The sequence below is a fragment of the Paraburkholderia sartisoli genome (genome assembly GCF_900107685.1).
Lineage (GTDB): Bacteria > Pseudomonadota > Gammaproteobacteria > Burkholderiales > Burkholderiaceae > Paraburkholderia > Paraburkholderia sartisoli.
The window spans coordinates 372,083-397,079 of record NZ_FNRQ01000007.1; the positions used below are offsets into that span (position 1 = coordinate 372,083).

Here is a 24,997-nt window from a genome sequence, read left to right on the forward strand (position 1 = left end):
AAAGGCTTTGTTACTTTGTGCGGCGCAACGAACGGCGAGGCACAGGATGAGGCGTCAGGGTCACGAACGAAACTTCGCGCCGCTCCAGTCCGCCTCACGAGCGAGCGCGACGAAAGCCGCCAGATAATCGATGGCGTCGTCCGATTCCCGCGTACCCAGGAATATCTGCTTGGCGATGCCCTTTCTGCCGAGCCGCAGCGGCACGATCGGCATCGAGTCCGCATACTCTTCCGCCAGCCAGCGCGGCAACGCGGCGACGCCGCGCCCGCTCGCGACCATCTGCAACATGATGTCGGTGGTCTCGATCACCTTGTGTTTTTTCGGCACGACGTTGGCCGGCGTCAGGAACTGGTTGTAGATATCCAGCCTGTCTGTTTCGACGGGATAGGTGATCAGCACCTCGGCGCCAAGCTGCTCGGGCGTGACGTAAGCCACGTCCGCCAGCGCATGACCTTCGGCGACGACCAGCACCTGTTCATAGTCGAATACCGGCTGAAAGCGCAGCCCAGGCTTTTTTAGCGGATCAGGCGTGACCAGCACGTCGATGTCATAGCCGAACAGCGCACCGATTCCGCCGAACTGGAAACGCTGCTTCACGTCGACGTCGACATCGGGCCAGCTTGCCAGATAGGGCGACACGACCTTGAGCAGCCACTGGTAGCACGGGTGACACTCCATGCCGATCCGCAGCGTGCCGCGCTGGCCCTGCGCATACTGTTTCATGCGCGCCTCCGCATGTTCGAACTGCGGCAGCAGGCGGTTCGCCAGCGCAAGCAGATACTGGCCCGGTTGCGTGAGACGCATCGACCGCCCTTCGCGATTCCATACCGCGGTGCCCAACTGCTGCTCCATCTTCTTCACGGTGTGACTCAGTGCCGACTGCGTCAGATTCAATGCGTTCGCTGCAGCCGTCAGAGACCCCAGCCTGTCCACTTCCCTGATGATGATCAGATGGATACGCTCCAGCATCGTCCCACTCCATGAACAAAACTAATTGGTAGATGAAATTAATCCATTTTATTTCATATATGGAAAATTCTATCATCGCTGTCAGTCATTCACTGGACGGCGTAACGACATGGTCACCACACATAACCTGGGCTTTCCGCGCATCGGCGCGAAACGCGAACTCAAGTTCGCACTCGAAACGTACTGGAAGGGTCAATCGTCACGCGACGAACTGAAGGCGACGGGCGAACAGCTTCGCGCGCGCCATTGGGCAAATCAGGCGGGGCTCGACTTCGCACCGGTCGGCGACTTCGCGTTTTATGACCAGGTGCTCGACATGAGCTTCACGCTGGGCAATCTGCCGGAGCGGGTGCGCGATTTTCACGGCGACAGGCTCGACAATTATTTCCGCGTTGCGCGCGGCCGTTCGGCTCAAGGCGCTGACGACCACAGCGAATGCTGCGGCGGCGTAGCCGCCGGCGAGATGACCAAGTGGTTCGACACCAACTATCACTACATCGTCCCGGAGTTCGACGCGGCGACGCAGTTCTCGCTCGATCCGTCGCGCCTCGTCGAGCAGCTCGCGCAGGCACGCGCGCTCGGCGTGAAGGCGAAGCCCGTCATCATCGGGCCGGTGACGTACCTGTGGCTGGGCAAATCGAAAGACGACGCCGACAGGCTCGCACTGTTGCCGCGCCTTCTTCCCGTGTACGCGGCGCTGCTCGACTACTTCACGGCACACGGTGTCGAGTGGGTGCAGATCGACGAGCCCGCGCTCGTGACCGAACTCGACCCCGCATGGCGCGAAGCGTTTGTCACCGCATACGCCGCGCTCGAGACACGCAGGGTCAAACTGCTGCTCGCAACCTACTTCGGCCAGTTGCAGGAAAACCTCGAACTCGCCTGCACGCTTCCCGTCGATGGCTTGCACATCGACGCCATCAACGCGCGCGATGAAGTCGCGCAAGTCGCGGCACGACTGCCTGCCACGTCCGTTCTGTCCGTTGGCGTAATCAACGGCCGCAATATCTGGAAAACCGATCTGAACGCGGCGCTCCAATGGCTGGAACCGCTGCATCGCGAACTCGGCTCGCGGCTCTGGATTGCGCCGTCGTGCTCGCTTCTGCACACGCCCGTCGATCTGGACAGCGAACAGAAGCTTGACCCCGGGATCAAATCCTGGCTCGCGTTCGCGCTGCAAAAGCTCGACGAACTGACGGTCCTGGCTACCGCGCTCAACCACGGTCGCGCGGCCGTCGCCGATGCACTCAGCGCCAACGCGGCCGCAATTGAAAGCCGTCGCGCCTCCCCGCGCGTTCACAATCCATCGGTCAAGGCAGTTGTCAGCAGGATCGACGCCACGTTGGGCCAGCGCGCAAGCGCATACCCGCAGCGCGCCGCGAAGCAGTCGACGATCCTGAACCTGCCCGCGTATCCGACCACCACGATCGGCTCGTTCCCGCAGACAAGCGAAATCCGCCTTGCCCGCAGCCAGTTCAGGAGCGGCGAACTCGACGGCGCGGCCTACAAGGCTGCGATGGAACGCGAAATCACGCGCAGCGTGAAAGAGCAGGAGGCGCTGGGTCTCGACGTGCTGGTGCATGGCGAAGCGGAACGTAACGACATGGTCGAGTACTTCGGCGAACAGCTCGACGGCTATGCGTTCAGCCAGCACGGCTGGGTCCAGTCGTACGGCTCGCGATGCGTGAAGCCGCCGATCCTGTTCGGCGACATCAGCCGTCCTCGGGCGATGACCGTCGAATGGATCCGGTACGCGCAATCGCAGACCGTCAAACCGATGAAGGGCATGCTGACAGGACCGGTCACGATCCTGAACTGGTCGTTCGTGCGCGACGACCAGCCGCGTTCAGTCTCGTGCTACCAGTTGGCCCTTGCCATCCGCGAGGAAGTGCTCGACCTCGAAAAGGCCGGCGTGCGCGTGATCCAGATCGACGAGGCCGCGCTTCGCGAGGGACTGCCGTTGCGCAAGGCACAGTGGAACGAATATCTGCGGTGGGCGGTGGAATCGTTCCGTATCACCGCAAACGGCGTGAAGGACGAAACGCAGATCCACACGCACATGTGCTATTCCGAGTTCAACGACATCATCGCGTCGATCGCGGATATGGACGCGGACGTGATCACGATCGAAACGTCGCGCTCGGACATGGAACTGCTCGACGTGTTCGATCACTTCAACTACCCGAACGAGATCGGCCCCGGCGTGTACGACATTCATTCGCCGAATATCCCGAGCCAGGAGCACATCGTTCAGTTGATGCAGAAGGCGGCCGGTCGCATTCCCGCGGAGCGTCTGTGGGTCAATCCGGATTGCGGCCTGAAAACGCGTGCATGGGAAGAAGTGATTCCGGCGCTCAGGAACATGGTCGCCGCCGCGAAAACGCTACGTCAGGCTGTCTGATATCGCTTGCCGTGTGGGTTGTTATTGCCGTTCGATGCTAACGGCAACGACAACCAGGCGGACACAGTATCAGTGAACGCAACGGCCAGCGGCCACCGGAAGGTGGCCGTTTTGCTATCCGGCTGTCCGGCAGTTTTTCGCGCCGCCGCGTTGCACAAAAATCGACGCATGAGACCGTAAGGATTTACCCGAATGCAATAAAGTATCGGTCAGCGGCTTTAATTTCAGTGGTGATATCTGCCCGACAGGGCTAACTTTCATCCATGGCGGAGCGCGACACGGTGCATGCGAACCGCCCGAAAAAAATGGATCGGGAGGAAGACAGATGCACACCATTCGGGCTGCCAGCGCGCACACGGATACCCGTCGCGCCAGAATCGTCCAGCCCGATCTGGAACTGGTCGCCGTGCCGCGCGATGAGTCGTTCAAGGTGTGGTCGCATGGTTACCCGTATCGCACGGTGCGCTGGCACTTCCACCCCGAATACGAAATCCAGCTCGTTACGTCGACGACGGGTAAATACTTCGTCGGCGATTACATCGGTGACTTCGCGCCTGGCAATCTCGTGATGACGGGACCGAACCTGCCGCACAACTGGGTCAGCAATGTGCCGCGAGGCGAGCATGTGGATGAACGTTGCCTCATCCTGCAATTCGATGCCGGGTTTGTCGCGCGCGCCGTCGACGTGTTCCCGGAGATCAGGCGCGTGGAATCCCTGCTCGATGCGTCGGCGTGGGGCGTGCTGTTCACACCAGAAACGGGCGCGGCCGCCGAACCGATCATGCGCGAGATGCTGGATGCACAAGGCGTGCGGCGCATCACCCTGTTTCTTGCGTTGCTCGACCTGCTCATGCAAGGCGTGGAGCCGGTGAAGCTGGCAAGCACCGCTCATCATGAGGACCCGACGCGCCATGCCGAGACCCGCATCAATCATGTGCTGGCCTATATCGGCAGGAACCTGTCGCAAGCGCTGCGCGAGATGGATCTGGCCGAACTCACGGGACAAAGTGTCAGCGCCTTCTCACGATATTTCCGGCGGCATACCGGCGTGCCGTTCGTGCAGTACGTGAACCGGCTGCGCATCAATCTCGCGTGCCAGTTGCTGATGTCGGACGAGCTGAATATCACGGACATCTGCTACAAGGTCGGCTTCAACAACCTCTCGAATTTTAACCGGCAGTTCCTGCTGCAAAAGGCCATGTCACCTTCTCGATGGCGCGCATATCAGCACCTCAATGCCGCCAGCGCGATCGAATCGACTGACACCGTCTGAATGAATATGTTTCGCATCACCAGGTATACGAACATTGGCGCCCACGCAGATCAATCGTAGAACGGGCGCTTTTCCGGGCACCGCTACCCGAACTCACGAAGTGCAACACGAAGCCTCACCCGCGGCTCATCCACGGCAGCACCCACGCCGGAACCTTACTAAAAACGGAGACACTCGATGACCAGCCTTTCGAACCAACTGATCCGCGCCAGCGCGCTAAGCCTCAGCCTGATGAGCGCCACGGCGGCCATGGCCGCGCCCAGTGGCACGGTTGCCTTCCTGATGCCCGACCAGGCGTCGACGCGTTACGAACAGCACGACTTCCCCGGCTTCAAGGCGGAAATGAGCAAGCTCTGCCCCGACTGCAAGGTGCTCTACCAGAATGCCAATGCCGACGTCGCCACGCAGCAGCAGCAGTTCAACTCGGTGATCGCGCAGGGCGCGAAGGTGATCGTCCTCGACCCGGTGGACTCGACGGCTGCGGCGTCTCTCGTCCATATGGCGCAGAGCCAGGGTATCAAGGTGATCGCGTATGACCGCCCTGTTCCTTCGACGCCGGCCAACTACTACGTGTCGTTCGACAACGAAAACATCGGCCGCGCCATCGCGCAGTCGCTCGTCCAGCACCTGAAGGACACGGGCGTGCCGACCAGCAAGGGCGGCGTGCTCGAGGTCAACGGTTCGCCGACCGACGCGGCGGCGGGGCTGATCAAAAAGGGCATCCATTCCGGCTTGCAGGGCAGCGGCTACAAGACGCTGGCCGAATACGACACGCCGGACTGGGCGCCGCCGAAGGCACAACAGTGGGTCAGCGGCCAGATCACCCGCTTCGGTTCGCAGATTGTCGGCGTCGTGGCCGCCAACGACGGCACGGGCGGCGGCGCCATCGCGGCGTTCAAGGCGGCGGGCGTGAACCCGGTGCCGCCCGTGACCGGCAACGACGCGACGATCGCAGGGCTGCAACTGATCATCGCCGGCGACGAATACAACACGATCCTGAAGCCGAGCGAGATCGTCGCGGCGGCGGCGGCGAAGGTGGCCGTCGGCTTCCTGTCCGGCCAGACCCCGAAGGGTGAAACGACGCTCTTCAACACGCCGTCCCAGCTCTTCAAGCCGGCCGTCATCACGGCGAAGAACCTCAAGGCGGAAGTGGTCGACAAGGGCTTCGCGAGCGCGAAGGACCTGTGTATCGACCGCTATGCCGAAGGGTGCAAGAAGCTGGGCATCACGAACTGATCCGGCGCCGAACTGACGCAAACTCCGGACGGGGCCCGGCGCGTGCCGGGCCCCTTTACTCATCATGAGGTATCCGTCAAATGACTGACAACTCCACAACACGATCCGGGCCCGGCGAGCTGGTGCTGAGCCTGCGCGGCGTCTCGAAGAACTTCGGAGCGGTCTCGGCGCTGACGGACATCGAGCTTGACGTGCATGCCGGCGAAGTCGTCGCGCTGGTGGGCGACAACGGCGCCGGAAAATCGACGCTGGTGAAGGTGCTCGCCGGCGTCCATCAACCCAGCGCCGGCTCGATCACGTTTCGCGGCCAGCCGGTCACGCTGACCAATCCGGGCGCGGCGCTCGATCTCGGCATCGCCACGGTGTTCCAGGACCTCGCCTTGTGCGAAAACCTCGACGTCGTCGCGAACATCTATCTCGGGCGCGAGCTGAATCCGCTGCGCCTCGACGAGGTCGCCATGGAGGTGAAGGCCTGGACACTTCTGAACGAACTGTCGGCACGCATCCCGAGCGTGCGTGACGTCGTCGCGTCACTGTCGGGCGGGCAGCGCCAGACCGTAGCGATCGCGCGCTCGCTGCTGCTCGACCCGAAGCTGATCATGCTCGACGAGCCGACGGCGGCGCTCGGCGTGGCGCAGACCGCCGAGGTGCTGAACCTGATCGAGCGGGTCCGCGACCGCGGCCACGCGGTCATCATGATCAGCCACAACATGGAGGACGTCCGCGCCGTGGCGGACCGCATCGTGGTGCTGCGGCTCGGCCGCAACAACGGTGTCTTCTATCCCGACTCGTCGAATGAAGAACTGGTGGCCGCCATCACCGGCGCGACCGAAAACGCTGTGTCACGTCGCGCCGGCCGTCGCCAGGCCGAACAGGGCGCCTGAACCAAGGAACGATCATGAGCAACGAAATCAAAGACGGCTCCCCGCCCGAAACGCAAGGCGCGCCGCAGCCGTCCACGCTCCTCGACCGCAGCGATGTCCGCGTCAAGCACGTAACAGGAATTGGCGACACCGTCGCCGCCTTCTTTGCACGGGTGCGCTCGGGCGATCTGGGCGCGCTGCCGGTCATCGCGGGCCTGATCATCATCTGGACCGTGTTCACCAGCCTGAATCCGGTGTTCCTCTCGGCCGACAATCTGGTGAACCTGCTGTTCGACTGCTCGACGGTCGGCGTGATCTCGCTCGGCATCGTCTGCGTGCTGATGGTCGGGCAGATCGACCTGTCGGTGGGCTCGATGAGCGGCTTCGCTTCGGCGCTCGTCGGCATGCTGTGGGTCAATCACGGCTGGCCGGTGCTGCTCGCGATCGTCGCCGCCGTCGCCGTGGGCGCGCTCGTCGGCGTCCTGTACGCGGTGCTGCTCAACCGCCTCGGCATGCCGAGCTTCGTCGCGACGCTCGCCGGGCTGCTGGCGATCCTCGGCTTGCAGCTCTATGTGCTCGGCGCCACCGGATCGATCAACCTGCCGTACGGTTCGGCGATGGTGAACCTCGGGCAGCTCATCATCATCCCCGCTGTCGTTTCCTACCTCCTTGCGCTGGCGCCGGGTGTCGTGATGCTGGTGCTCGGGTTGCGCATACGCGAGCGCCGCAGTGCGTCCCATCTCTCGGCGCCCTCGGTGAGCAGCCTGCTCGTGCGCAGCGTGGCCATCACCGTGCTGCTGGAAGCGGTGGTTGCCTACCTTAACCAGGGACGCGGCGTTCCGCTGATGTTCGGTGTTTTCCTCGGCATCGCGGTCGCGATGGACTACGCGCTCAAGCGGACGCGCTGGGGCCGCTCGATGCACGCGGTCGGCGGCAATCACGAGGCCGCGAGGCGGGCCGGCATCAAGGTCGACGCCATCTACACCAGCGCCTTTGTGCTGTGCGCCAGTCTCGCCGCGCTCGGCGGCGTGCTGACGGCGGCGCGGCTCGCCTCGGCGAGCCAGCAGGCCGGCAGCGGCGACGTGAACCTGAACGCCATCGCGGCGGCCGTGATCGGCGGCACGAGTCTCTTCGGTGGACGCGGCAGCGCGTATTCGGCGGTGCTGGGGATTATCGTGATCCAGTCGATTGCCAGCGGCTTGACGCTGCTGAACCTGTCGTCGTCGCTGCGCTTCATGATCACCGGCGCGGTGCTGGCGATCGCGGTGATCGTCGATTCGCTCGCCCGGCAGTCGCGTGTGTCGCATGGCCGCGCGTGATTCGATCAATACAGCAATCGTCTTGCATTGGAGATGTATTAAATGACTGAATCCTTGAAGGGAAAAATTGCCGCCATCACGGGTGCGGCATCCGGTATCGGTCTCGCGTGTACGCGCGCGCTGATCGCGGAAGGCGTGAAGGTCGTTCTGATCGACCGTGCAGAAGACAGGCTCACGTCACTCTGCGCGGAACTGGGTCCGAACGCGCTGCCACTGGTCGTCGACCTGCTGAAGCCGTCGGAGGTCTCCGCGATGCTGCCGAAAATCCTTGCTCTCGCCGGCGGCCTCGACATCTTCCACGCGAATGCCGGCGCCTACGTCGGCGGCGAAGTGGTGGACGGCAATCCGGACGAGTGGGACCGCGTGCTCAACCTGAACATCAACGCCGCGTTTCGCTCGGTTCACGCCGTGCTGCCGCATCTGGTCGCGCAGAAGTCAGGCGACATCATCTTCACCAGCTCCATCGCGGGGATGGTTCCCGTCGTGTGGGAACCGATCTACACCGCCTCGAAATTCGCGGTGCAGGCCTTCGTTCACACGACCCGGCGGCAGCTCTCGAAACATGGCGTGCGTGTCGGCGGAGTGTTGCCCGGTCCGGTCGTCACCGCGTTGCTCGACGACTGGCCAAAGGCGAAGATGGACGAGGCGCTCGCCTCGGGCAGCCTGATGCAGCCCGGAGAAGTCGCCGATGCGGTGCTCTTCATGCTGACCCGGCCGCGCAACGTGACCATTCGCGATATCGTGATCCTTCCGAACAGCGTCGATCTCTGAAACGCCTCACATCACTGACAGTGAGCTATGACCTCAGAAAACCCAACCTCCGGCACAGCCGGCAGCACGCGTTATGTCATCGGTGTTGACGTCGGCACGGGCAGCGCCCGCGCCGGAATTTTCGACGTTGCCGGGCACATGGTGGCGTCGGCCAAACGTGACATCACGTTGTTCCATGCGAGCGGCTCCATCGTCGAGCAGTCGAGCGGCGAGATCTGGAACGCCGTCTGCGATTCGGTGAAGGAGGCGCTGTCGCAGGCTAAGGTGTCGCCCGATCAGGTCGCCGGCATCGGGTTCGACGCCACCTGCTCGCTCGTCGTGCTGGGCGCGGGCGGCCAGCCGTTGCCCGTCGGCCCCTCGGAGCAGGCCGGGCGCGACATCATCGTGTGGATGGATCACCGCGCCGTGGAGCAGGCCGAGCGCATCAACGCGACGGGCCACGCGGTGCTGAAATTCGTCGGCGGCAAGATCTCGCCGGAAATGGAGACGCCGAAGCTGCTATGGCTTCTCGAGAACAGGCCGGCCGTGTTCGAGGCGGCATGGCAGTTCTTCGACCTGACCGACTTCCTGACCTGGCGCGCGACCGGGGACCTGTCCAGATCCACCTGCACGGTGACGTGCAAATGGACCTATCTGGCGCACGAGCGACGCTGGGACGAGAGCTACTTCCGCACCGTCGGCCTCGGCGTGCTGGCGGACGAGGGCTTTGCGCGCATCGGCGAGCGCGTCGTCGACGCGGGAACGCCGCTCGGCAGCGGACTGACGGCACAAGCCGCCGCGGAGCTCGGCCTGCGCACCGGAACGCCGGTCGCCACGGGCGTGATCGATGCCCATGCCGGCGGGATCGGCACGGTAGGCGCCGATGGGCAACCCGAGTCGTGCCTTGGCTACGTCTTCGGCACGTCATCATGCACGATGACGACGACCCGCAGTCCGGTCTTCGTGCCTGGCGTGTGGGGCCCTTATTTTTCGGCGATGGTGCCGGATGCGTGGCTCAACGAGGGTGGGCAGTCGGTGGCCGGCGCGGCGATCGAACGGCTGCTCTCGATGCACCCCGCTGCCCCGGATGCCCAACGCCAGGCGGAACAGTCGGGCCAGTCGCTGCCGGTGAGGCTCGCCAGTCTCGCGGCACAGGCGGCGCATGGTTCATCGGAGGCGGTGTTGCTGGCGAACGGGCTGCATGTCGTCCCGGAGTTCCTCGGCAACCGCGCGCCGTTCGCCGATCCCCACGCGAGAGCGGTGATCGCGGGCCTGAGCATGGAAGACGACCTGAATAGTCTGGTCGCCCTCTACATTGCCGGCATCTGCAGTATCGGTTACGGCCTTCGCCAGATCATCGAAACACAGGCGACGGCCGGCGCACCGATCCAGTGTGTCGTGATCAGCGGCGGCGCGGGGCGGCTCGATCTCGTCCGGCAACTGCTCGCGGATGCGACGGGAAAGCCTCTCCTCGCCACGCAGGCGGAAGATCCGGTCCTCCTCGGCTCCGCGATGCTGGGCGGCGTGGCGGGCGGCCTGTTCGACGACGTGCGCTCGGCGATGGCCGGAATGTCGCATATCAGCAAAACCTACGAGCCGGCCGCAGGCGACATCGCGGCACTGCACGACGCACGGTTTCTCGCCTTCACGAAGTTGCAGGGCGTGGCGAGAGAAATCCGCTAGCGCCCGGCCCCCGCCACGCTCGCGCGCTTCGCACGACGCAGGATCGGCACCGTAATCGCCGCGAACAGCAGCAGGCATGACGCGGGAATCAGCATGGGCGCCTTCACGCTGCCGGTGGTCTCGCGAACCCACGGCACCAGATTCTGCGCAATGAAGCCGCCGATGTTGCCAAGCGAATTGATCGCCGCGATGCCTGCCGCGGCCTGCGCGCCGAACAGGAACTTCGAAGGCAGCGTCCAGAAGCACGGAATCAGCAGATACATGCAGGGCGCGCCGAAACAGAGGGCGGCGAAACGCAGCGTGTTGGTCGGCAGGAACACCGCGCTCAGGAAGCAGGCGACGCCGAGCAACGCCGCGACCAGCATCGCGACGACCGCGCGGTTACCGCCTCTTAGCTTCGAGGGCAGCCACGCCAGCACGATGGTCGCCATCAGCCACGGAATGATGTTCAGCAGGCCGTTGGTCGTGTTGCTGACGCCAAACCCCTTGACCAGCGTCGGCAACCAGTAGCTCACGCCGTACACGGAAATGGATAGCATCATGTAGTACAGCGCCATGCCGATCACGCGCGGCTGCACCAGCACGCTGAGCAGCGAAGCATGACCGGAACCGGATACCTTCGCCTGCGCGCGCTCGGCGGCGAGCGTCTGCGCGAGCCATTGCTTTTCGTCGGCGGCGAGGAATGTTGCCTGGTCCGGCGACGCGGGCAGCAGGAACAACACAACGAACGTGAGCAGGATCGACGGCATGCCCGTCACGAGGAAGACGAGTTGCCAGCCATGCAGGCCGGCGAATCCGCCCTTGTCGAGCAGCCAGCCGCAAATCGGCGCGCCGATCATGTTGCCGAGACTGCTGCCGACCGTGAAATATCCGAGCATCCGCACACGATGCCGCGCCGGAAACCACAGCGTCAGATAGTAGATCACGCCCGGATACAGCCCCGCCTCCGAGGCGCCGAGCAGGAACCGCAGCACGTAAAACATCGGCGCGCTGCGGGTGAATGCGAGCAGCACGGTGACGACGCCCCAGCTGAGCATGATGCGGGCCATCCAGCGCGGCGCACCGTACTTGTGAAGCATCACGTTGCTGGGTACCTCGAACAGCAGATAGCCGATGAAAAACAGCGACGCGCCGAGTCCATAGGCCACTTCAGAAAGCCCCAGACTGCCGAGCATCTGCAGCTTGGCGAAGCTGATATTGGAGCGGTCGATGTACGCCACCAGATAAAGCACGCCGAGGAGCGGCATCAATCTGAGCGCCAGACGGTTAATCAGGCGCGCTTCGCCGATTGCCGGTGCAACGATATTCACGGTGTCTCCTGTGCCCGTCCTGTCCCCGCGGGCGATTGCTGTGGGACGCATCGGCAAGGCCTTCAGCGTCCTGTTATTTTTGCGCGAGCCATTGCGCGTAAGCGGCCAGCGTTTCTTCGTTCGGCGGGTACGTGCCGCGTAACGGCCGGCCTTCTTCGATGCGCTGCGAGATGAAAATCTCGAGCTGCTCCTGCTCGATCGAATCGCGCGCAACGCCTTCGGCCATTTCGCGCGGCACGATCACGACGCCGTCCACATCGGCGACGACGATGTCGCCCGGATACACCGCCACGCCGCCGCATGCGATCGGCACGTTCATGTCGACCGCATGATGTTTCGCCAGGTTCAGCGGCGCACTCGCGCCGGCGCACCACAGCGGCAGGCCGAGTTCCGCGATCGTGCCGCTGTCGCGCACCGGTCCGTCCGAGACCATGCCCGCGACGCCGCGTTTCGCGAGCCGCAGCGCGAGAATCGAGCCGACCGAAGCCACCGTGCGCTCGCCGCGGCAGTCCTGCACCAGCACGCTACCGGGCGGCGCGGTCTCGATCGCCTTGCGCTGCGGATGGTCAGGGTCCTGGAAAATCCCGACGTGGTCGATGTCCTCGCGCGCTGGAATGTTGCGCAGCGTGAACGCGGGGCCCACCAGGTTTGGCGCGCCCGGCTCCGGTTTGACGAGCGGCGCGACGCCCTGCAAAAACACGTTGCGCAGGCCACGCTTGAATAGCTGCGTGGTGAGCGTGGCCGTGCTGACGTGCCGGAGCTGCTCGAGCGTGGTGTCGCTGACGGTGATATCGGATGATGCAGTCATGAAGTGCTCTGAATGAGTTAGTGAATTTCCGGCTCGTTGCGCTTCGTCGCCTGCAACGTGTCCTGTGGCGCATCTTGCGTGGTCTGCTGAAAAGACGCCGTGGCGGGTTCCACCACAGTCGTCAACGGCTCCTCGAGAAAATCGAAATCGCAGCCCTTGTTGGCCTGCGTCACGTGCAGTTGATGCATGACGCCGAAGCCGCGTTCGAACGGCCGCTTTGGCGGCATCCATGCGGCCTTGCGCGTCGCCAGTTCCAGCACGCTGACATCGAGATGCAGACGGCGGGCCGGCACGTCGAGTTCGATCATGTCGCCATCCTTCACCAGCGCGAGCGGACCGCCGACGAACGATTCGGGCGCCACGTGCAGCACGCACGCGCCATAGCTCGTGCCGCTCATGCGCGCGTCGGAAATCCGCAGCATGTCGCGCACGCCCTGCTTCAGGAGCTTCTGCGGAATCGGCAGCTGGCCCCACTCCGGCATGCCGGGCGCGCCGACCGGACCCGCGTGCTGCAGCACGATCACCGAATCGGCGGTCACGTCGAGTTCTTCCGAGTCGATGCGCGCCGCCATGTCGGCGTAGTCGCGAAACACCACGGCCGGGCCGCGGTGCTTCTGCAGATGGGCTTCCATCGCGGCCGGCTTGATGACCGCGCCGTCCGGCGCGAGATTGCCGGTCAATACCGCAAGACCGTCGCTCGCGACGAGCGGATTGCCGCGCTTGCGGATCACGTCGTCATCGAAAATTTCCGCGCCCTCGATGTTGGCGCCGAGCGTCGAGCCGTTGACGGTCATCTGCGTGCCGTCGATCAGTTCGCCCAGTTCGACGAGCAGCGCGCGCAGGCCGCCTGCATAGAAGAAGTCTTCCATCAGGTACTGGCCAGAGGGGCGCAGATTGCCCAGCACCGGCGTGATGCGCGCGAGTTCGTCGAAGCGTGCCGTCGTCAGGTCGATGCTGGCGCGGCGCGCCACCGCCACGAGATGGACGATCGCATTCGTCGAGCCAGACATCGACAGCACGGTGGTGACGGCGTTGTCGAAGGACTTCGCGGTCAGGATGTCCGACGGCTTCAGGTCGGTCCACACCATCTCGACGATGCGCTGGCCGGTCAGCGACGCAAACTGCGCGTGCCGCGAATCCACCGCGGGAATCGACGAGAATCCCGGCAATGTCAGGCCGAGCGCCTCGGTGGCGCTCGTCATCGTCGAGGCCGTGCCCATCGTCATGCAGTGACCCGGCGAGCGCGCGATGCCGCTTTCGATGCCCTTCCATTCATCCTCGGTGATTTTGCCCGCGCGCAACTCGGCCCAGTATTTCCACGTGTCCGAACCGCTGCCCAGCGTCCGGCCGTTCCAGTTGCCGCGCAGCATCGGGCCGGCCGGCAGAAAGATCGCCGGCAGGTTCATGCTGATCGCGCCCATCAGCAAACCGGGCGTGGTCTTGTCGCAGCCGCCCATCAGCACGCAGCCATCGAACGGATAGGACTTCAGCAGTTCCTCGGTTTCCATCGCGAGGAAGTTGCGGTACAGCATCGTGGTCGGTTTCTGGAACGGCTCGGCAAGCGTCATCACCGGCATCTCGACCGGAAAGCCGCCCGCCTGCCAGATACCGCGCTTCACCTCTTCGACGCGCTGCTTGAAGTGCGTATGGCAGGAGTTGATCTCGCTCCACGTGTTGACCACGGCGATCACCGGCTTGCCCATGTAATCCGACGCGTGGTAGCCCATCTGCGCGGTTCGCGAGCGATGACCGAACGAGCGCAGATCATTCACGCCGTACCAGCGGTAACTACGGAGCTCTTCAGGAAGTTTTCGGTTCGAGGTCAAGCTGATTTCCACCTATGAGATATAAATTGCCGGTTCCGGGGCGCGATTCCGGCGAGGATGCGCGAGCGCACCCTCGTGCGCCTCACCCGGCTAGAACAGGACTGCAATCCCCACCATGCCGACGAACTGCGCATTCGTCGACGACGGTGTCGCGTTCTGCGAATCGCCAACCGAAGGCGTCGCGTCGATGATGTTGCCTGCGCCCTTCGCGCCAAGCGTCTGGCCGCTGGCACGCTGATACGCCTCCAGTGCATAGAGCGACGTGCGCTTCGACAGGTGATACGCCTCCTTCAGCGAGTACTGCTGATAGCGGGCCGCACTGGTGATGCCATTCGCCTTCGACGCCATCGTGTACGAGAACGCGCCAGCCACATCGAAGGCCGGCGTGAAGCGGTAGGTGGCAAGCGCGGCGTAGGTGTTGAACACAGCGGTGTCGCGGAAAATCGAATGGCTGCCCGACACGTATTCGACGTTCGTATACGTGACACCCATCATCAGGTTGCCGATCGTGTAGTCGGCGGCGGCCGCGATGTGCTGGATCGTCCTCGCCGACGCATAGCCCGTGTTCAGCGAAGACGTGCCGAAGCTGCCGGTGGACGCCGGATCGAAGCCGGTGGTCTGCTGCGCGTTGTCCATGCGCAGATAACCCGCCGCGAGGCCGATCGGGCCGGTCGCGTACTTGACGCCCGCGCTGATCGTCTGCCCCTTGCCGGTGCTGCCCGCAATGCCGCCGAGCGCGTACATGCCGCTTGCCTGCAGGCCGTTCCAGGTCGGCGTCGTATAGACCAGCGCGTTGTTGATGCGAATCGTCGTGTCGAGCCCGTCGATGTCGCCGGGGTGCGCGCCGGTTGCGCCGGTCAGCCAGGTGCTCGACGCAAGCGGCCCGACGAACAGGTAGTACGGCGTGTACTGGCGGCCCATCGTGAACGTGCCGTATTGCTGGTTCTGCAAGCCCACGAACGCTTCACGGTTGAAGATCTGCGAAGACGACGACAGCGCGCCGCTGTTCAGATCGAAGCCGTTCTGCAAATCGAAGATCACGCTGGTGCCGCCGCCGATGTCCTCCACGCCGCGCAGGCCCCACTTCGACGCATACAGATTGCCCTGGCGCAGATAGAAGTTCGAATGACCCTTCTGGTTGTTGGCGTAGACGAACGCGTCGTCCACCGCGCCGTACAAGGTCACGCTGCTTTGCGCGTTCGCCGCGCCAGCGCCCAGTGCCGCACCTGCGATCAGGAATGCCTTTATTTTTCCGTGCTTCATCATCACGCGTCTCCTTCATCCTGTTTTTTATAAGCGCAGGCGCTTGCCTGCGGGATACGCGTGGCCGGCCCACACAATGATATCGCTACCACTAACAGCATCAAAAAAACTGCCAGGGCAGCACCGCGATGATATCGCAATCATTTCACTGAAATACCAAGGGTAAACCCTCAAAACTGCGTGAAACGTGTGTTGTGCAGGGGTGAGCTGGACGCTCCCCTCAGGCCGTCTCGCGTCCGACCAGCGTGAAACCGATGTCGATCTTCGGCCGCACCTGCGAGCCGTCGAGCCGGTCGATCAGGCAATGCGCGGCCGTCGTGCCGATGCGGCTGCCGTCCATTTGAACGGTGGTCAGGGCCGGCACGAGATCCGCCGAGAACTGGAGATCGCCGAAGCCGCACACGGCGAGCCGCGACGGCACGTCGACGCCGCGTGCTCTCGCCTCGCTCAGCACGCCGAGCGCGAGCAGATCCGAGCCGCAGAACACTGCATCGACATCCGGGCGCTCCGCGAGAATCGTGGCAAACGAGCTGCGCCCCTGCGCCACCGAGCTTGGTGGGTTGACGAGAACCTGCGCGACGTTGTCGATGCCATGACGCGCCATGGTCTGGATGAAGCCCTCGCGACGGGCCATCGCGCGTTCGTCGTTGGCCGAGATAATGGCGGGACGCAGCTTGCCGCGCGCCAGAAAGCGCTCCGCCACGGCAACCCCGGCGTCGTGGTGCGAGAAGCCGACCAGCATGTCGACCGGCGTGTCGGTCATGTCCCACGTTTCGACGGTTGGAATATTGACGTTCAGGAGCCGCGCGCGCAGCGCCGACGAACGCGCCACGCCGATCAGCAGCAGCCCTTCCGGGCGCCGGCTCAACAACGCGTCGAGCACCTGGCACTCGTCGACGTCGCTGTATCCGCTCAGCCCCAGCAAAACCTGGTAGCCGGCGAGCGACATCGCGTTACTAAATGCCTGAATGGAGGCGGCGAACAGCGAATGCGTCACGGTCGGCACGATGGCGGCGATGAGCCGCGACCGGGACGACGACAGGCTGCCCGCCAGCCGGTTCGGCACATAGCCGAGTTGCTGGACGGCGAGCTGGATGCGTTTGAGCGTTTCGGGCGCGACAACCTGAGGATTGTTGAGCGCACGCGACACCGTGATCGGCGACACACGCGCCAGCGTCGCGACTTCGATGAGACGGACTTCCCGTGGTCCACCACGCAGCCGTTTGCCGGCAAACGGCGCCACTTTTTCTTTTGGGCTGGGCATGAATAGTCTGATTCACAGTCTGCACAATTGTTACGCGGAAGTCGCCAGAAGGACGGCGCGAGAACTGCTTCCCGGGCCGTCCTTCCAGATTGTGCGCGAATCAGAGTCTACCTTACGCCGCGGACCTTCCCGCAACAAACCACAAGCCGTCGCCGGCCTCGAGGCAGCGTTCAGGCAGACGTGGTGTGCTGCCCGCCCAGCTTCACCGGCGTCATGCGCGGCATCAGCAGATGAATGACACCGAGCGCGACCAGATAGGCCGACGCACCGACAGCGAAGAGCGCCCAGTACTGGCCCGTGCGCTGCAGCGTCTCGCCGATTACGCCTGAGTAGAAGAACGAGCCGACCATGCCCGCCACGCCGCCGATACCGATCACCGTGCCGACCAGACGGCGCGGGAACACGTCGCCAACCGTGGTGACAAGATTCGCGGACCACCCCTGGTGGGCCGCGGCGGCGAGGCCAACGGCAAACACCGCGTACCACAGGCTCTGGAAATGCGAGAGCGTGGCGATCGGCAGCACGCACACCGCGCAGATGCCCATCGCGACCTTGCGCGCGACGTTCGGCTTGTTGGAGCGCTTCATCAGGCGGGACGACAGCCAGCCGCCCGCCACGCTGCCGCCGGATGCCATCGCGTAAATGACGATCAACGGCAGGCCAAGATTGCTGATGTCGATGTGCCGCGACTCGTTGAGCCATTTCGGCAGCCAGAACAGATAGAACCACCACACCGGATCGGTCAGCAGCTTGCCGAAAATGAACGCCCAGGTTTCACGGTATTTGAGCACCGAAAGCCAGTTCACGGACTGCTCGACGCTTTCGTCCCGGTCCGCGTTGATGTGCTCCAGTTCGCTGCTCGATACCGACGGATGCTCCGCGGGAGGACGGTACACCAGCAGCCACACGGCCAGCCAGACGAACCCGGTCGCGCCCGCCACGATGAACGTCGTGCGCCAGCCCCACATGACGGCGGCAATCGGCACGAACGCCGGCGCGACGATCCCGCCGATGGTGGCGCCCATGTTCCAGAGGCCAGTGGCGAGCGCGCGCTCCTTCTTCGGAAACCACGTGGCCGTGGTGCGGATCGCGACCGGGAAGTTGGCCGCCTCGCTGAAGCCCAGCAGACCCCGCACGGCCGCGAAGCCCGGGACGGTCGCCGCCGCGGCATGCAGCATCGCAGCGAGGCTCCACATCGCCATCGCGCTGCCGTAGACCACCTTGGTGCTGATCCGGTCCGCGATCCGGCCGAACGTCGCAAGGCCCACTGCGTAGGCGACGGTGAACACCATCACGGTCTGCGCGTACTGGATCTGGTTCCAGCCGATGTCTTTCTGCAGCAGCGGGGCCAGCAGCCCCAGCATCTGACGATCCATGTAGTTGATCGTCGTCGCGAAAAAGATGAGTGCGCAAATGGTCCATCTGTATCGCCCGCTGGCCGCTTTCTGGACAACGGAAGTAGCGCCTACGATTTTCATCGGTGTCTCCGCAAGTTTTTTATGAATGGTATCGCTGTCATTTTCGGGCGACTAGCAATGGATATTGCCGCGCACGTTTAAGCGTCAAATGGTATCGCTGTCATTTCGCGCTGTCTACCTGTTTTCGAAACTGCGGTGAACAGGGGATTGCTGGTGACGGTGGGTGGGCAGGCAGACGGGGAAGATAGATGATAGACTAAGTCCGTTTAGCTAAGCTAAGGAGCCGCTATGGCCACCATTACTGTCAACATGCACGAAGCCAAAACCAACTTGTCACGGCTGGTCGAGAAAGCCGCACAGGGCGAATCCGTTGTGATCGCCAAGGCCGGCAAGCCAATGGTGCGGATCGTTTCCGTAGACACCCCTGTCCCGGCCAGGAAGAAGCGAATCGGATTCCTGGCCGGCCAGGTCACCGTACCGGGTGCGCAGGCGTTCAACGAGTTGGGCAGCGAGGAAATCGCCACAATGTTTGGCGGTGACGAATGAAGTTGCTACTCGACACGCATTTGCTGTTGTGGACGTCCGTGGCTAGCGAGGACATTCGCTCGAATGGCTCGCTGTCCGGGGAAGCGCGTGACCTGATCGAGGACGAGGGAAACGAGTTGCTGTTCAGCGCGGCCAGCGTGTGGGAAGTGGCCATCAAGAACGCGCTCGGCAGGCCTGACTTCAAGGTAGACCCGCACCTGTTCCGCCGGGCGCTGCTGGACAATGGTTATATCGAGCTGACCATCAGCAGCGCTCATACGGCCGCCGTTGCCAACCTGCCCGACCATCACAAAGACCCCTTCGATCGATTGCTGGTCGCTCAGGCGACTGTCGAAGGCATCACCCTGCTAACCAATGACGAAACGGTCGCCGCGTACACCGCGAGTCCGATTCGCCTGGTGAAATAGCAAACACAGATGTACACGCTCAAGGCCAGCAGCCCGTCGAGCAGTTCGACGCGTGGCTGACCAATCGCGAGTGCAGCCGGCTGCGTATTTTTTGGCCAGACGGGATTACTTCAGAACACCCAACAGATCATCGGTCGAAACAGCCGGGCAGTATTTCCCGTGCAGGTTTGCGAGAGGCATCGCATGAACCTCGTCGGCGCTTCGCATTCGACCGTCCCAGCCCGGGCGACCAAAAGTAAAGCACCCGCTCGCAATGAGACAGATGTTGAAGTCCGGATTGGCCGCCATGCGAACCGGAGAAAATGCCGAAGCGTCTTTCTCCGAAGCGGAGTGACCACCACGAAAAGACGGTTCCTGGCGTACGACAGCGCTGCCCACGACCTGACGCGGCACACGCAATACCAGGAACCGCTTCCTCGCACTAGTTCAAACAGGCAGACAAACCGCTAGCGGCCATCGTCGTCAGACCAGTCCCATCCATTGTGGTCATGATCCTGGTCCTGACCCTGGCCGTGATCCTGACCCTGCCCACGGTCATGCATCGGCGAACCAACCGTGAACGTGTCCTGCGCCACGATGTTGTCCGACGCGTTACCTACGTAGACGGTATATTTGCCTGCCGCGATCGTCCACTTCTGCGTCGCGCTGTCCCAGTAACTCAGCGGGTGATATGCGCTATCTGGATCGATGGACAGTTCAACCGTCCTCTTTTCGCCCGGTTTGAGCGAGACCTTCTTGAAGGCGACAAGCCGCTTCGGCGGTTCACCCGTGCTCTGCGGCAAGCCAAGGTACACCTGAGCCACTTCCGAGCCTTCCCGTGCCCCGGTGTTTTTCACCGACAGGCGAACCTTGATGGGATTGGTCGCCGTGTATCCGCGCGGGGTGACATCGAGATCCGAAATTTTGAATGACGTGTACGACAGGCCGTGTCCGAAGGCGAACAGCGGTTTGATCTGGCGCCAGTCATACCACTTGTAGCCCACGTACAGGCCTTCCGAGTACTGCACGGTCGGGTTCGCACCGGTCGTGCCCGGATAGCGGTCCGGTGTGCTCGTCGGCGTATACGCCGCCTGCGTCGGATACGTCACCGGCAGCTTGCCCGAAGGATTGACCAGCCCGAACAGCAGTCGCGCGACGACGTTGCCATCTTCCTGGCCGGGATACCACGCCTCAAGAATGGCAGGAACCTGACTGGCCCATGGCATGAGAACCGGGTCTCCGTCCTTCAGCACGACAACCGTCCTGGGATTGCTCGCCGCGACGGCCGAGACCAGTGCATCCTGGTTGTCCGGCAACGACAGGCTGGGCCGGTCGCGACCCTCGCTGGTAACCACACCCGCCATCACGATCACGACGTCGGCCTTCGCCGCTGCCGCCGCCACCGATGCGTTCGTGCTGCCGTCGGTTGCCGCGACGAGAACCTGCACGCTCGCGTTCGAGCCGATCTGCTGCAGGACCTTCTGGATACCCGCGAGCGGCGTGACCGTATAGGTCGGCGCGACTTTCGAACTGCCACCGCCGCCGATGAGCGCCGAACTCACATACGTGTCTTGACCGACGATGACGATGGACTTGACGGACCGCGACAGCGGCAGCAGGTTCTTGTCGTTCTTCAGCAGAACCGAGCTTTGCTCGCCGATATTGCGGGCGATGGCCCCGTCGGTCTGGATCGTCGCGGCGTCGAGCGGGGTCCGGGTTAGCGGACGATCGAACATGCCGAACTTGAACATCTGGGTATAGCGACGTGTCAGCGCCTGGTCGATGGTCCCCATCGTCAGCGTGCCACTCACCAGCGCCTGGTTGAGGTTCGCCTCCGTGAACCAGGTACCGGACTGCATCTCAAGATCGAGCCCCGCGTTCAGCGCGGGCGCGGTCGAGTGAGTTGCCCCGAAGTCCGACTGGACGTACCCCTTGAAGCCCCACTGGTCACGCAGAACGGTGGTCAGCGTATAGGGCGTTTCGCACGCGTAGGTCGGCCCGATCTTGTTGTACGAACACATGAACGACGCGACCTTGCCCCGCTTGACCGAGACCTCGAACGGCAGCAGATAGATTTCATGGAGCGTGCGATCGTCGACGTCCACGCTCACGGTGTTCCGGTTCGTCTCCTGATCGTTCAGGACGAAGTGCTTTGCCATCGCAATCACGTCGTGCGCCTGTGCACCACGGATCACGTTTTCCGCCATGACGCCGGCGAGAACCGGATCTTCACTGAGGTATTCGAAGTTGCGTCCGTTCTGCCCGACCCGAACCGTATTCATGCCGGGCGCCTCCAGAACCTGCAAGCCGAGCATGCGCGCTTCGCGCCCCATCAGATCACCATATGCCTTCGCGAGCGTCGGATCGAAGCCGGCAGCGAGGCCCATGGACATCGGCAACGCCGTTGCCAGGTCCTGCGGATTGCAATCGCCCGCTCCCACGCCAACCGGACCGTTGGTGATCCGGAAGGTCGGAATGCTCAGCGCCGGAATACCGGGAATGTGACGGAATGCGTTTCCGCATGCCGGTATCTCCGGAATCGGACCGCTCTGGCCATGTAACTGGGCCGCCTTCTGGGAGAGGGTCATGGCATTGACGAGCAACGCCGCTCTCTTCTCGGGAGCGAGGTGCGTGTTCATCCACGGCAAGGACGGCGCGGCAGCGACCGCCGGCTGAAAAAATACCGGACTGGCTGCCACCAGAAACATGCTCTGGATGGCGAGCGCCATCGCAACCTTCGCTTTACTACGTGAGATACGTGAAGTCGAACGGTTTAACATAGCGATTCCCTGATTGTCGTTCAAGTAACGTCTGGCTGGCATGTTCTGCGTTCAATGCCAGCATCTGCACACGTTCAATTGCCCAATGTGGGGCCTCCTCCTTTTCCAGGCGGCTCTACGCACGTTTATCGCGCACACGTCCCGCACGCCCGAATTCAAAAAGGGGTGAAGGTAACGGCGAGAACATCTGCTCCGGTCACTCGCACCGCGGAGCAGTCAAACATCGGGTAACAGGCACGGCGGCCGTCACCCGGAAGCCGGCCGTGGCAACGGGTGATCACCTGCTACCGGTCGCCGTCGCATAACAGCCGTTGCATCCATGCGGCAATCACTCCGACAAACGCTGCACGCACAGGCTTTGCGCACATGGCAAGCATTGAATTGCCATGCTTCGTGGCGCGGCGTTATTTCTTTCATTTGGTATACTAACTATCGGACAGGGTTCTTCTTCTGTGGCGTCCTCTCTGCTTCCATATGGCAGACTGCGGCCGCCTTTATATCAACGACAGGTTACTGCGCGCGTATTGATGTTCAGGTTGCGCTGCGTTGACAGTCGTGAAGACGAAATGAGACGCCTGGCAGGCTTATGCGTTTGAGTTACGAAGTCCGGGTTCCCGGTCAGGGCATCCTGCTTCAATCATCGTGCCGAGCCGGGTATGTCCGCGGGTTAGCCCGCGCCGCGCGCTCTCCCGCATCGCACGATTGATCGTGTTCACGTGCAAACCCAGAAAATCGGCGAGTATTCGTTGTGACGGCAACCTGTCACCCGTCTGAAATACACCGGCGTGAACGGCTTCTTCAAGGGCATCCGCGATGGCCAGGTAATATGGGCTCGTGCGCGCCTTCAGATCGGGTATCCAGTTTTTCATCAAGTTCTCCTCTGCTAGCGGCGCGTGCGAGAGTCGCATTACTGTCCACGCCATGTGACCGGGATTGCAAGTGAAGCAAGCGTTCGACTCAACTTCCTGTTTCTCCCCTGCCGTAGAACCGACGCTGTCATGGTGAGCCTGTTTCCGGGCGCGACGACCCTTCAACCACTGCGGCTCCATGAACATGCTCGCGGCCCACATGCGGCCACGAGCTTCATCACTATTTCTGCTGCTTCACACGCGACACGATCTGCGTCGGGCTCACGAACTGCAGCGCGATCAGCACCCAGATCAGCGTGATGGCCATGTAGATCATCGCCATCGCGTCGATCGACTGCGGCGCGCGAACGCCCGTCGAGAACACAGCGTAATACAACGCGACCACCAGCGTCTGCGTGGCGGGCCCCGCGGTAAAGAACGTCAGCTCGAACATCCCGATCGTGCGCACCAGCACCAGCAGCCCGGCCACCAGCATGCCCGGCACCAGCAGCGGCAGCAGCACGTAGCGGAAGTAACGGAACGTGTTCGCCCCAAAGATGCGCGCCGCCGATTCAAGATTCGGGTCGATCTGCTCGATGAACGGCGTCATCACCAGAATCACGAACGGCAGTGCCGGCACCAGGTTCGCCAAGATCACGCCCGAGAGCGTGCCGGCCAGCCCCACCTTGTACATCACGGTCGCCATCGGGATGCCGTACGTCACCGGCGGCACCATCAGCGGCAGCAGGAAGACCAGCATCGCAACCCGCTTGCCCGGGAACTGCACGCGGGCGAGCGCATAGGCCGCCGGCACGCCGAGCAGCACCGAGAGCAGCACCACCGCGCCCACCACCTCGACGGTCACCCACAGCACGTTGGCGAGCTGGAAGTCGCTCCACGCCTGCGCGTACCAGTGCAGCGTGAAGCCCTGCGGCAGCGGCGTGCCGAACCAGCGCGTCGCGATCGAGTTGACCGCGACCGTCGCGATCAGCAGCACGACGTTGAGCAGGAAGAACACCATCGCGCCCCACACCAGCACTTTCCACAGACGATCGGGCAAGCTCGTGCGCTGCCGGCCCGAGCGCTGCGCGCCGTCGTTGCCGCCCTTGCGGCTGCCGTCGGGCTGCTTCGCGGGCGTGGGCCACGGATGCGTGGCCTGTTGATCGGTTGTCATCAGCCCTTTCCTCCCGTCACCGGTCCGCTGTAGAAGAAGCGGCGCGCACCGAGCATCGCCGCGACCACCAGCAGCTGCACGAAACCCATCACCATCGCGATGGTGGAGGCCAGCGAATAGTCATAGCTCTCGAACGCCGCCTCGGCCGCGGCGATCGACATCACCCGCGTCGGCCCCGCGGGCGCGCCCAGCAGCACCGCCGACGGAAACACCGAGAACGCCTGCACGAACGACAGGCACGCGGCCATCGTCAGCCCCGGGATCAGCAACGGCAGATAGATGCGCAGGAACTGCTGCCACGGACTCGCGCCAAGCGTGGCCGCCGCGCTCGCGAGCCGCGGGTCGATCCCGGTCACGTACGAGAGCGTAAGCAGAAACGCGAACGGAAAGCCCGACACGATCAGCGAGATCAGCACGCCCCAGTAGTTGTGCGTGAGCCGCACCTCGTCGGCATACAGGTGCATGCCCTGCAGCGCCTGCGGAAACCAGCCGTTCGGCCCGAAGTACGTCAGCATGCCGTCGGCGATCAGCACCGTGCCGAGCGTCACCGGGATCACCAGCAGCGTCGTGACGAACTTCTGGTAGCGCGAGTCGCGCCGCAACGCGAACGCGACCGGAATCGACACCCCGACGTTGATCAGCGTCGCGGGCACCGCGAGCTTGAGCGTCACGATGATCGTCGGCCACATCGACCGGTCGCTGAAGAACGTCGTGTAGTTGGCCCACACGCTGCCGCCGTTCGCCGGCTGGAACGACAGCACGAGCCCGTACGCGAACGGATAGATGAAGAGCGCGAGAATGAAGACCAGCGCGGGCGTGACGAGCCACGCGCGGGTGTCGCGCGGCGCGGGCGGCGGCGCGAGCGTGACCGCGTTCATGG

General features: G+C 63.3%; 20 protein-coding genes. 9 read left to right on the forward strand and 11 right to left on the reverse strand.

Going from position 1 to position 24,997, the window contains the following annotated elements:
- Positions 1–60 precede the first annotated feature (60 nt).
- The gene (locus tag BLV45_RS21560; RefSeq protein WP_090536256.1) at positions 61–969 is read right to left on the reverse strand and encodes a LysR family transcriptional regulator; all 909 of its coding nucleotides are present in this window, start codon (positions 967–969) and stop codon (positions 61–63) included.
- Between the two features lie 109 nt (positions 970–1,078).
- On the opposite strand from BLV45_RS21560, the gene metE reads away from it, so the two are divergent.
- The 7 genes from metE to BLV45_RS21595 all read left to right on the forward strand — a co-directional run bounded on the left by metE (position 1,079) and on the right by BLV45_RS21595 (position 10,494).
- Positions 1,079–3,370: a 5-methyltetrahydropteroyltriglutamate--homocysteine S-methyltransferase gene (gene metE, locus BLV45_RS21565; RefSeq protein WP_090536258.1), complete on the forward strand. Its 2,292-nt coding sequence runs from the start codon at positions 1,079–1,081 to the stop codon at positions 3,368–3,370.
- Positions 3,371–3,695: 325 nt separating this feature from the next.
- A complete protein-coding gene (locus BLV45_RS21570) occupies positions 3,696–4,643 on the forward strand; it encodes an AraC family transcriptional regulator (protein ID WP_090536260.1) in 948 nt (315 codons plus the stop codon).
- 177 nt (positions 4,644–4,820) lie between these two features.
- Complete coding sequence (locus tag BLV45_RS21575; RefSeq protein ID WP_090536262.1) at positions 4,821–5,879, forward strand: ABC transporter substrate-binding protein; 1,059 nt, start codon at positions 4,821–4,823, stop codon at positions 5,877–5,879.
- A gap of 80 nt (positions 5,880–5,959) precedes the next feature.
- Positions 5,960–6,763 (forward strand): ATP-binding cassette domain-containing protein, encoded by an 804-nt coding sequence (locus tag BLV45_RS21580; RefSeq protein ID WP_090536265.1) that lies wholly within the window; start codon positions 5,960–5,962, stop codon positions 6,761–6,763.
- Between the two features lie 14 nt (positions 6,764–6,777).
- Positions 6,778–8,061, forward strand: coding sequence for a sugar ABC transporter permease (locus BLV45_RS21585; RefSeq protein ID WP_176954224.1), 1,284 nt, complete (start codon positions 6,778–6,780; stop codon positions 8,059–8,061).
- Positions 8,062–8,103: 42 nt separating this feature from the next.
- Positions 8,104–8,832 carry an SDR family oxidoreductase gene (locus BLV45_RS21590; protein WP_090536267.1) on the forward strand — a complete coding sequence of 243 codons (729 nt, stop codon included), beginning with the start codon at positions 8,104–8,106 and terminating at the stop codon, positions 8,830–8,832.
- Between the two features lie 27 nt (positions 8,833–8,859).
- Positions 8,860–10,494, forward strand: coding sequence for an FGGY-family carbohydrate kinase (locus BLV45_RS21595; protein ID WP_090536268.1), 1,635 nt, complete (start codon positions 8,860–8,862; stop codon positions 10,492–10,494).
- Here BLV45_RS21595 and BLV45_RS21600 read toward each other — a convergent pair.
- The 6 genes from BLV45_RS21600 to BLV45_RS21625 form a co-directional block, all read right to left on the reverse strand.
- Entirely contained in the window at positions 10,491–11,804 is a 1,314-nt protein-coding gene (locus BLV45_RS21600) for an MFS transporter (protein ID WP_090536269.1), read from the reverse strand. The genes BLV45_RS21595 and BLV45_RS21600 overlap by 4 nt on opposite strands.
- A 73-nt stretch (positions 11,805–11,877) precedes the next feature.
- Entirely contained in the window at positions 11,878–12,612 is a 735-nt protein-coding gene (locus tag BLV45_RS21605; protein WP_090536271.1) for a ribonuclease activity regulator RraA, read from the reverse strand.
- 17 nt (positions 12,613–12,629) lie between these two features.
- Positions 12,630–14,438: an L-arabinonate dehydratase gene (gene araD / locus BLV45_RS21610; RefSeq protein ID WP_245753449.1), complete on the reverse strand. Its 1,809-nt coding sequence runs from the start codon at positions 14,436–14,438 to the stop codon at positions 12,630–12,632.
- Positions 14,439–14,528: 90 nt separating this feature from the next.
- On the reverse strand, positions 14,529–15,704 hold the full coding sequence (locus tag BLV45_RS21615; protein WP_090536273.1) for a porin: 1,176 nt from the start codon (positions 15,702–15,704) through the stop codon (positions 14,529–14,531).
- 217 nt (positions 15,705–15,921) lie between these two features.
- Positions 15,922–16,965 carry a LacI family DNA-binding transcriptional regulator gene (locus BLV45_RS21620; protein WP_090536275.1) on the reverse strand — a complete coding sequence of 348 codons (1,044 nt, stop codon included), beginning with the start codon at positions 16,963–16,965 and terminating at the stop codon, positions 15,922–15,924.
- Between the two features lie 170 nt (positions 16,966–17,135).
- Complete coding sequence (locus tag BLV45_RS21625) at positions 17,136–18,443, reverse strand: MFS transporter (RefSeq protein ID WP_090536276.1); 1,308 nt, start codon at positions 18,441–18,443, stop codon at positions 17,136–17,138.
- A 228-nt stretch (positions 18,444–18,671) separates the two neighbouring features.
- Here BLV45_RS21625 and BLV45_RS21630 point away from each other — a divergent pair, with 228 nt between their 5' ends.
- Positions 18,672–18,929: a type II toxin-antitoxin system Phd/YefM family antitoxin gene (locus tag BLV45_RS21630; RefSeq protein WP_090536278.1), complete on the forward strand. Its 258-nt coding sequence runs from the start codon at positions 18,672–18,674 to the stop codon at positions 18,927–18,929.
- Positions 18,926–19,336: a type II toxin-antitoxin system VapC family toxin gene (locus tag BLV45_RS21635; RefSeq protein WP_090536280.1), complete on the forward strand. Its 411-nt coding sequence runs from the start codon at positions 18,926–18,928 to the stop codon at positions 19,334–19,336. The genes BLV45_RS21630 and BLV45_RS21635 overlap by 4 nt, the downstream gene beginning before the upstream one ends.
- Before the next feature lie 446 nt (positions 19,337–19,782).
- Here BLV45_RS21635 and BLV45_RS21645 read toward each other — a convergent pair whose 3' ends face one another.
- The 4 genes from BLV45_RS21645 to BLV45_RS21660 all read right to left on the reverse strand — a co-directional run bounded on the left by BLV45_RS21645 (position 19,783) and on the right by BLV45_RS21660 (position 24,995).
- Positions 19,783–22,044: a beta-glucosidase family protein gene (locus BLV45_RS21645; RefSeq protein WP_245753451.1), complete on the reverse strand. Its 2,262-nt coding sequence runs from the start codon at positions 22,042–22,044 to the stop codon at positions 19,783–19,785.
- 635 nt (positions 22,045–22,679) lie between these two features.
- Positions 22,680–22,964: a GntR family transcriptional regulator gene (locus tag BLV45_RS21650; RefSeq protein ID WP_090536372.1), complete on the reverse strand. Its 285-nt coding sequence runs from the start codon at positions 22,962–22,964 to the stop codon at positions 22,680–22,682.
- Positions 22,965–23,184: 220 nt separating this feature from the next.
- Complete coding sequence (locus BLV45_RS21655) at positions 23,185–24,117, reverse strand: ABC transporter permease (protein ID WP_090536283.1); 933 nt, start codon at positions 24,115–24,117, stop codon at positions 23,185–23,187.
- On the reverse strand, positions 24,117–24,995 hold the full coding sequence (locus BLV45_RS21660) for an ABC transporter permease (protein ID WP_090536285.1): 879 nt from the start codon (positions 24,993–24,995) through the stop codon (positions 24,117–24,119). The genes BLV45_RS21655 and BLV45_RS21660 overlap by 1 nt, the downstream gene beginning before the upstream one ends.
- Positions 24,996–24,997: the final 2 nt, after the last annotated feature.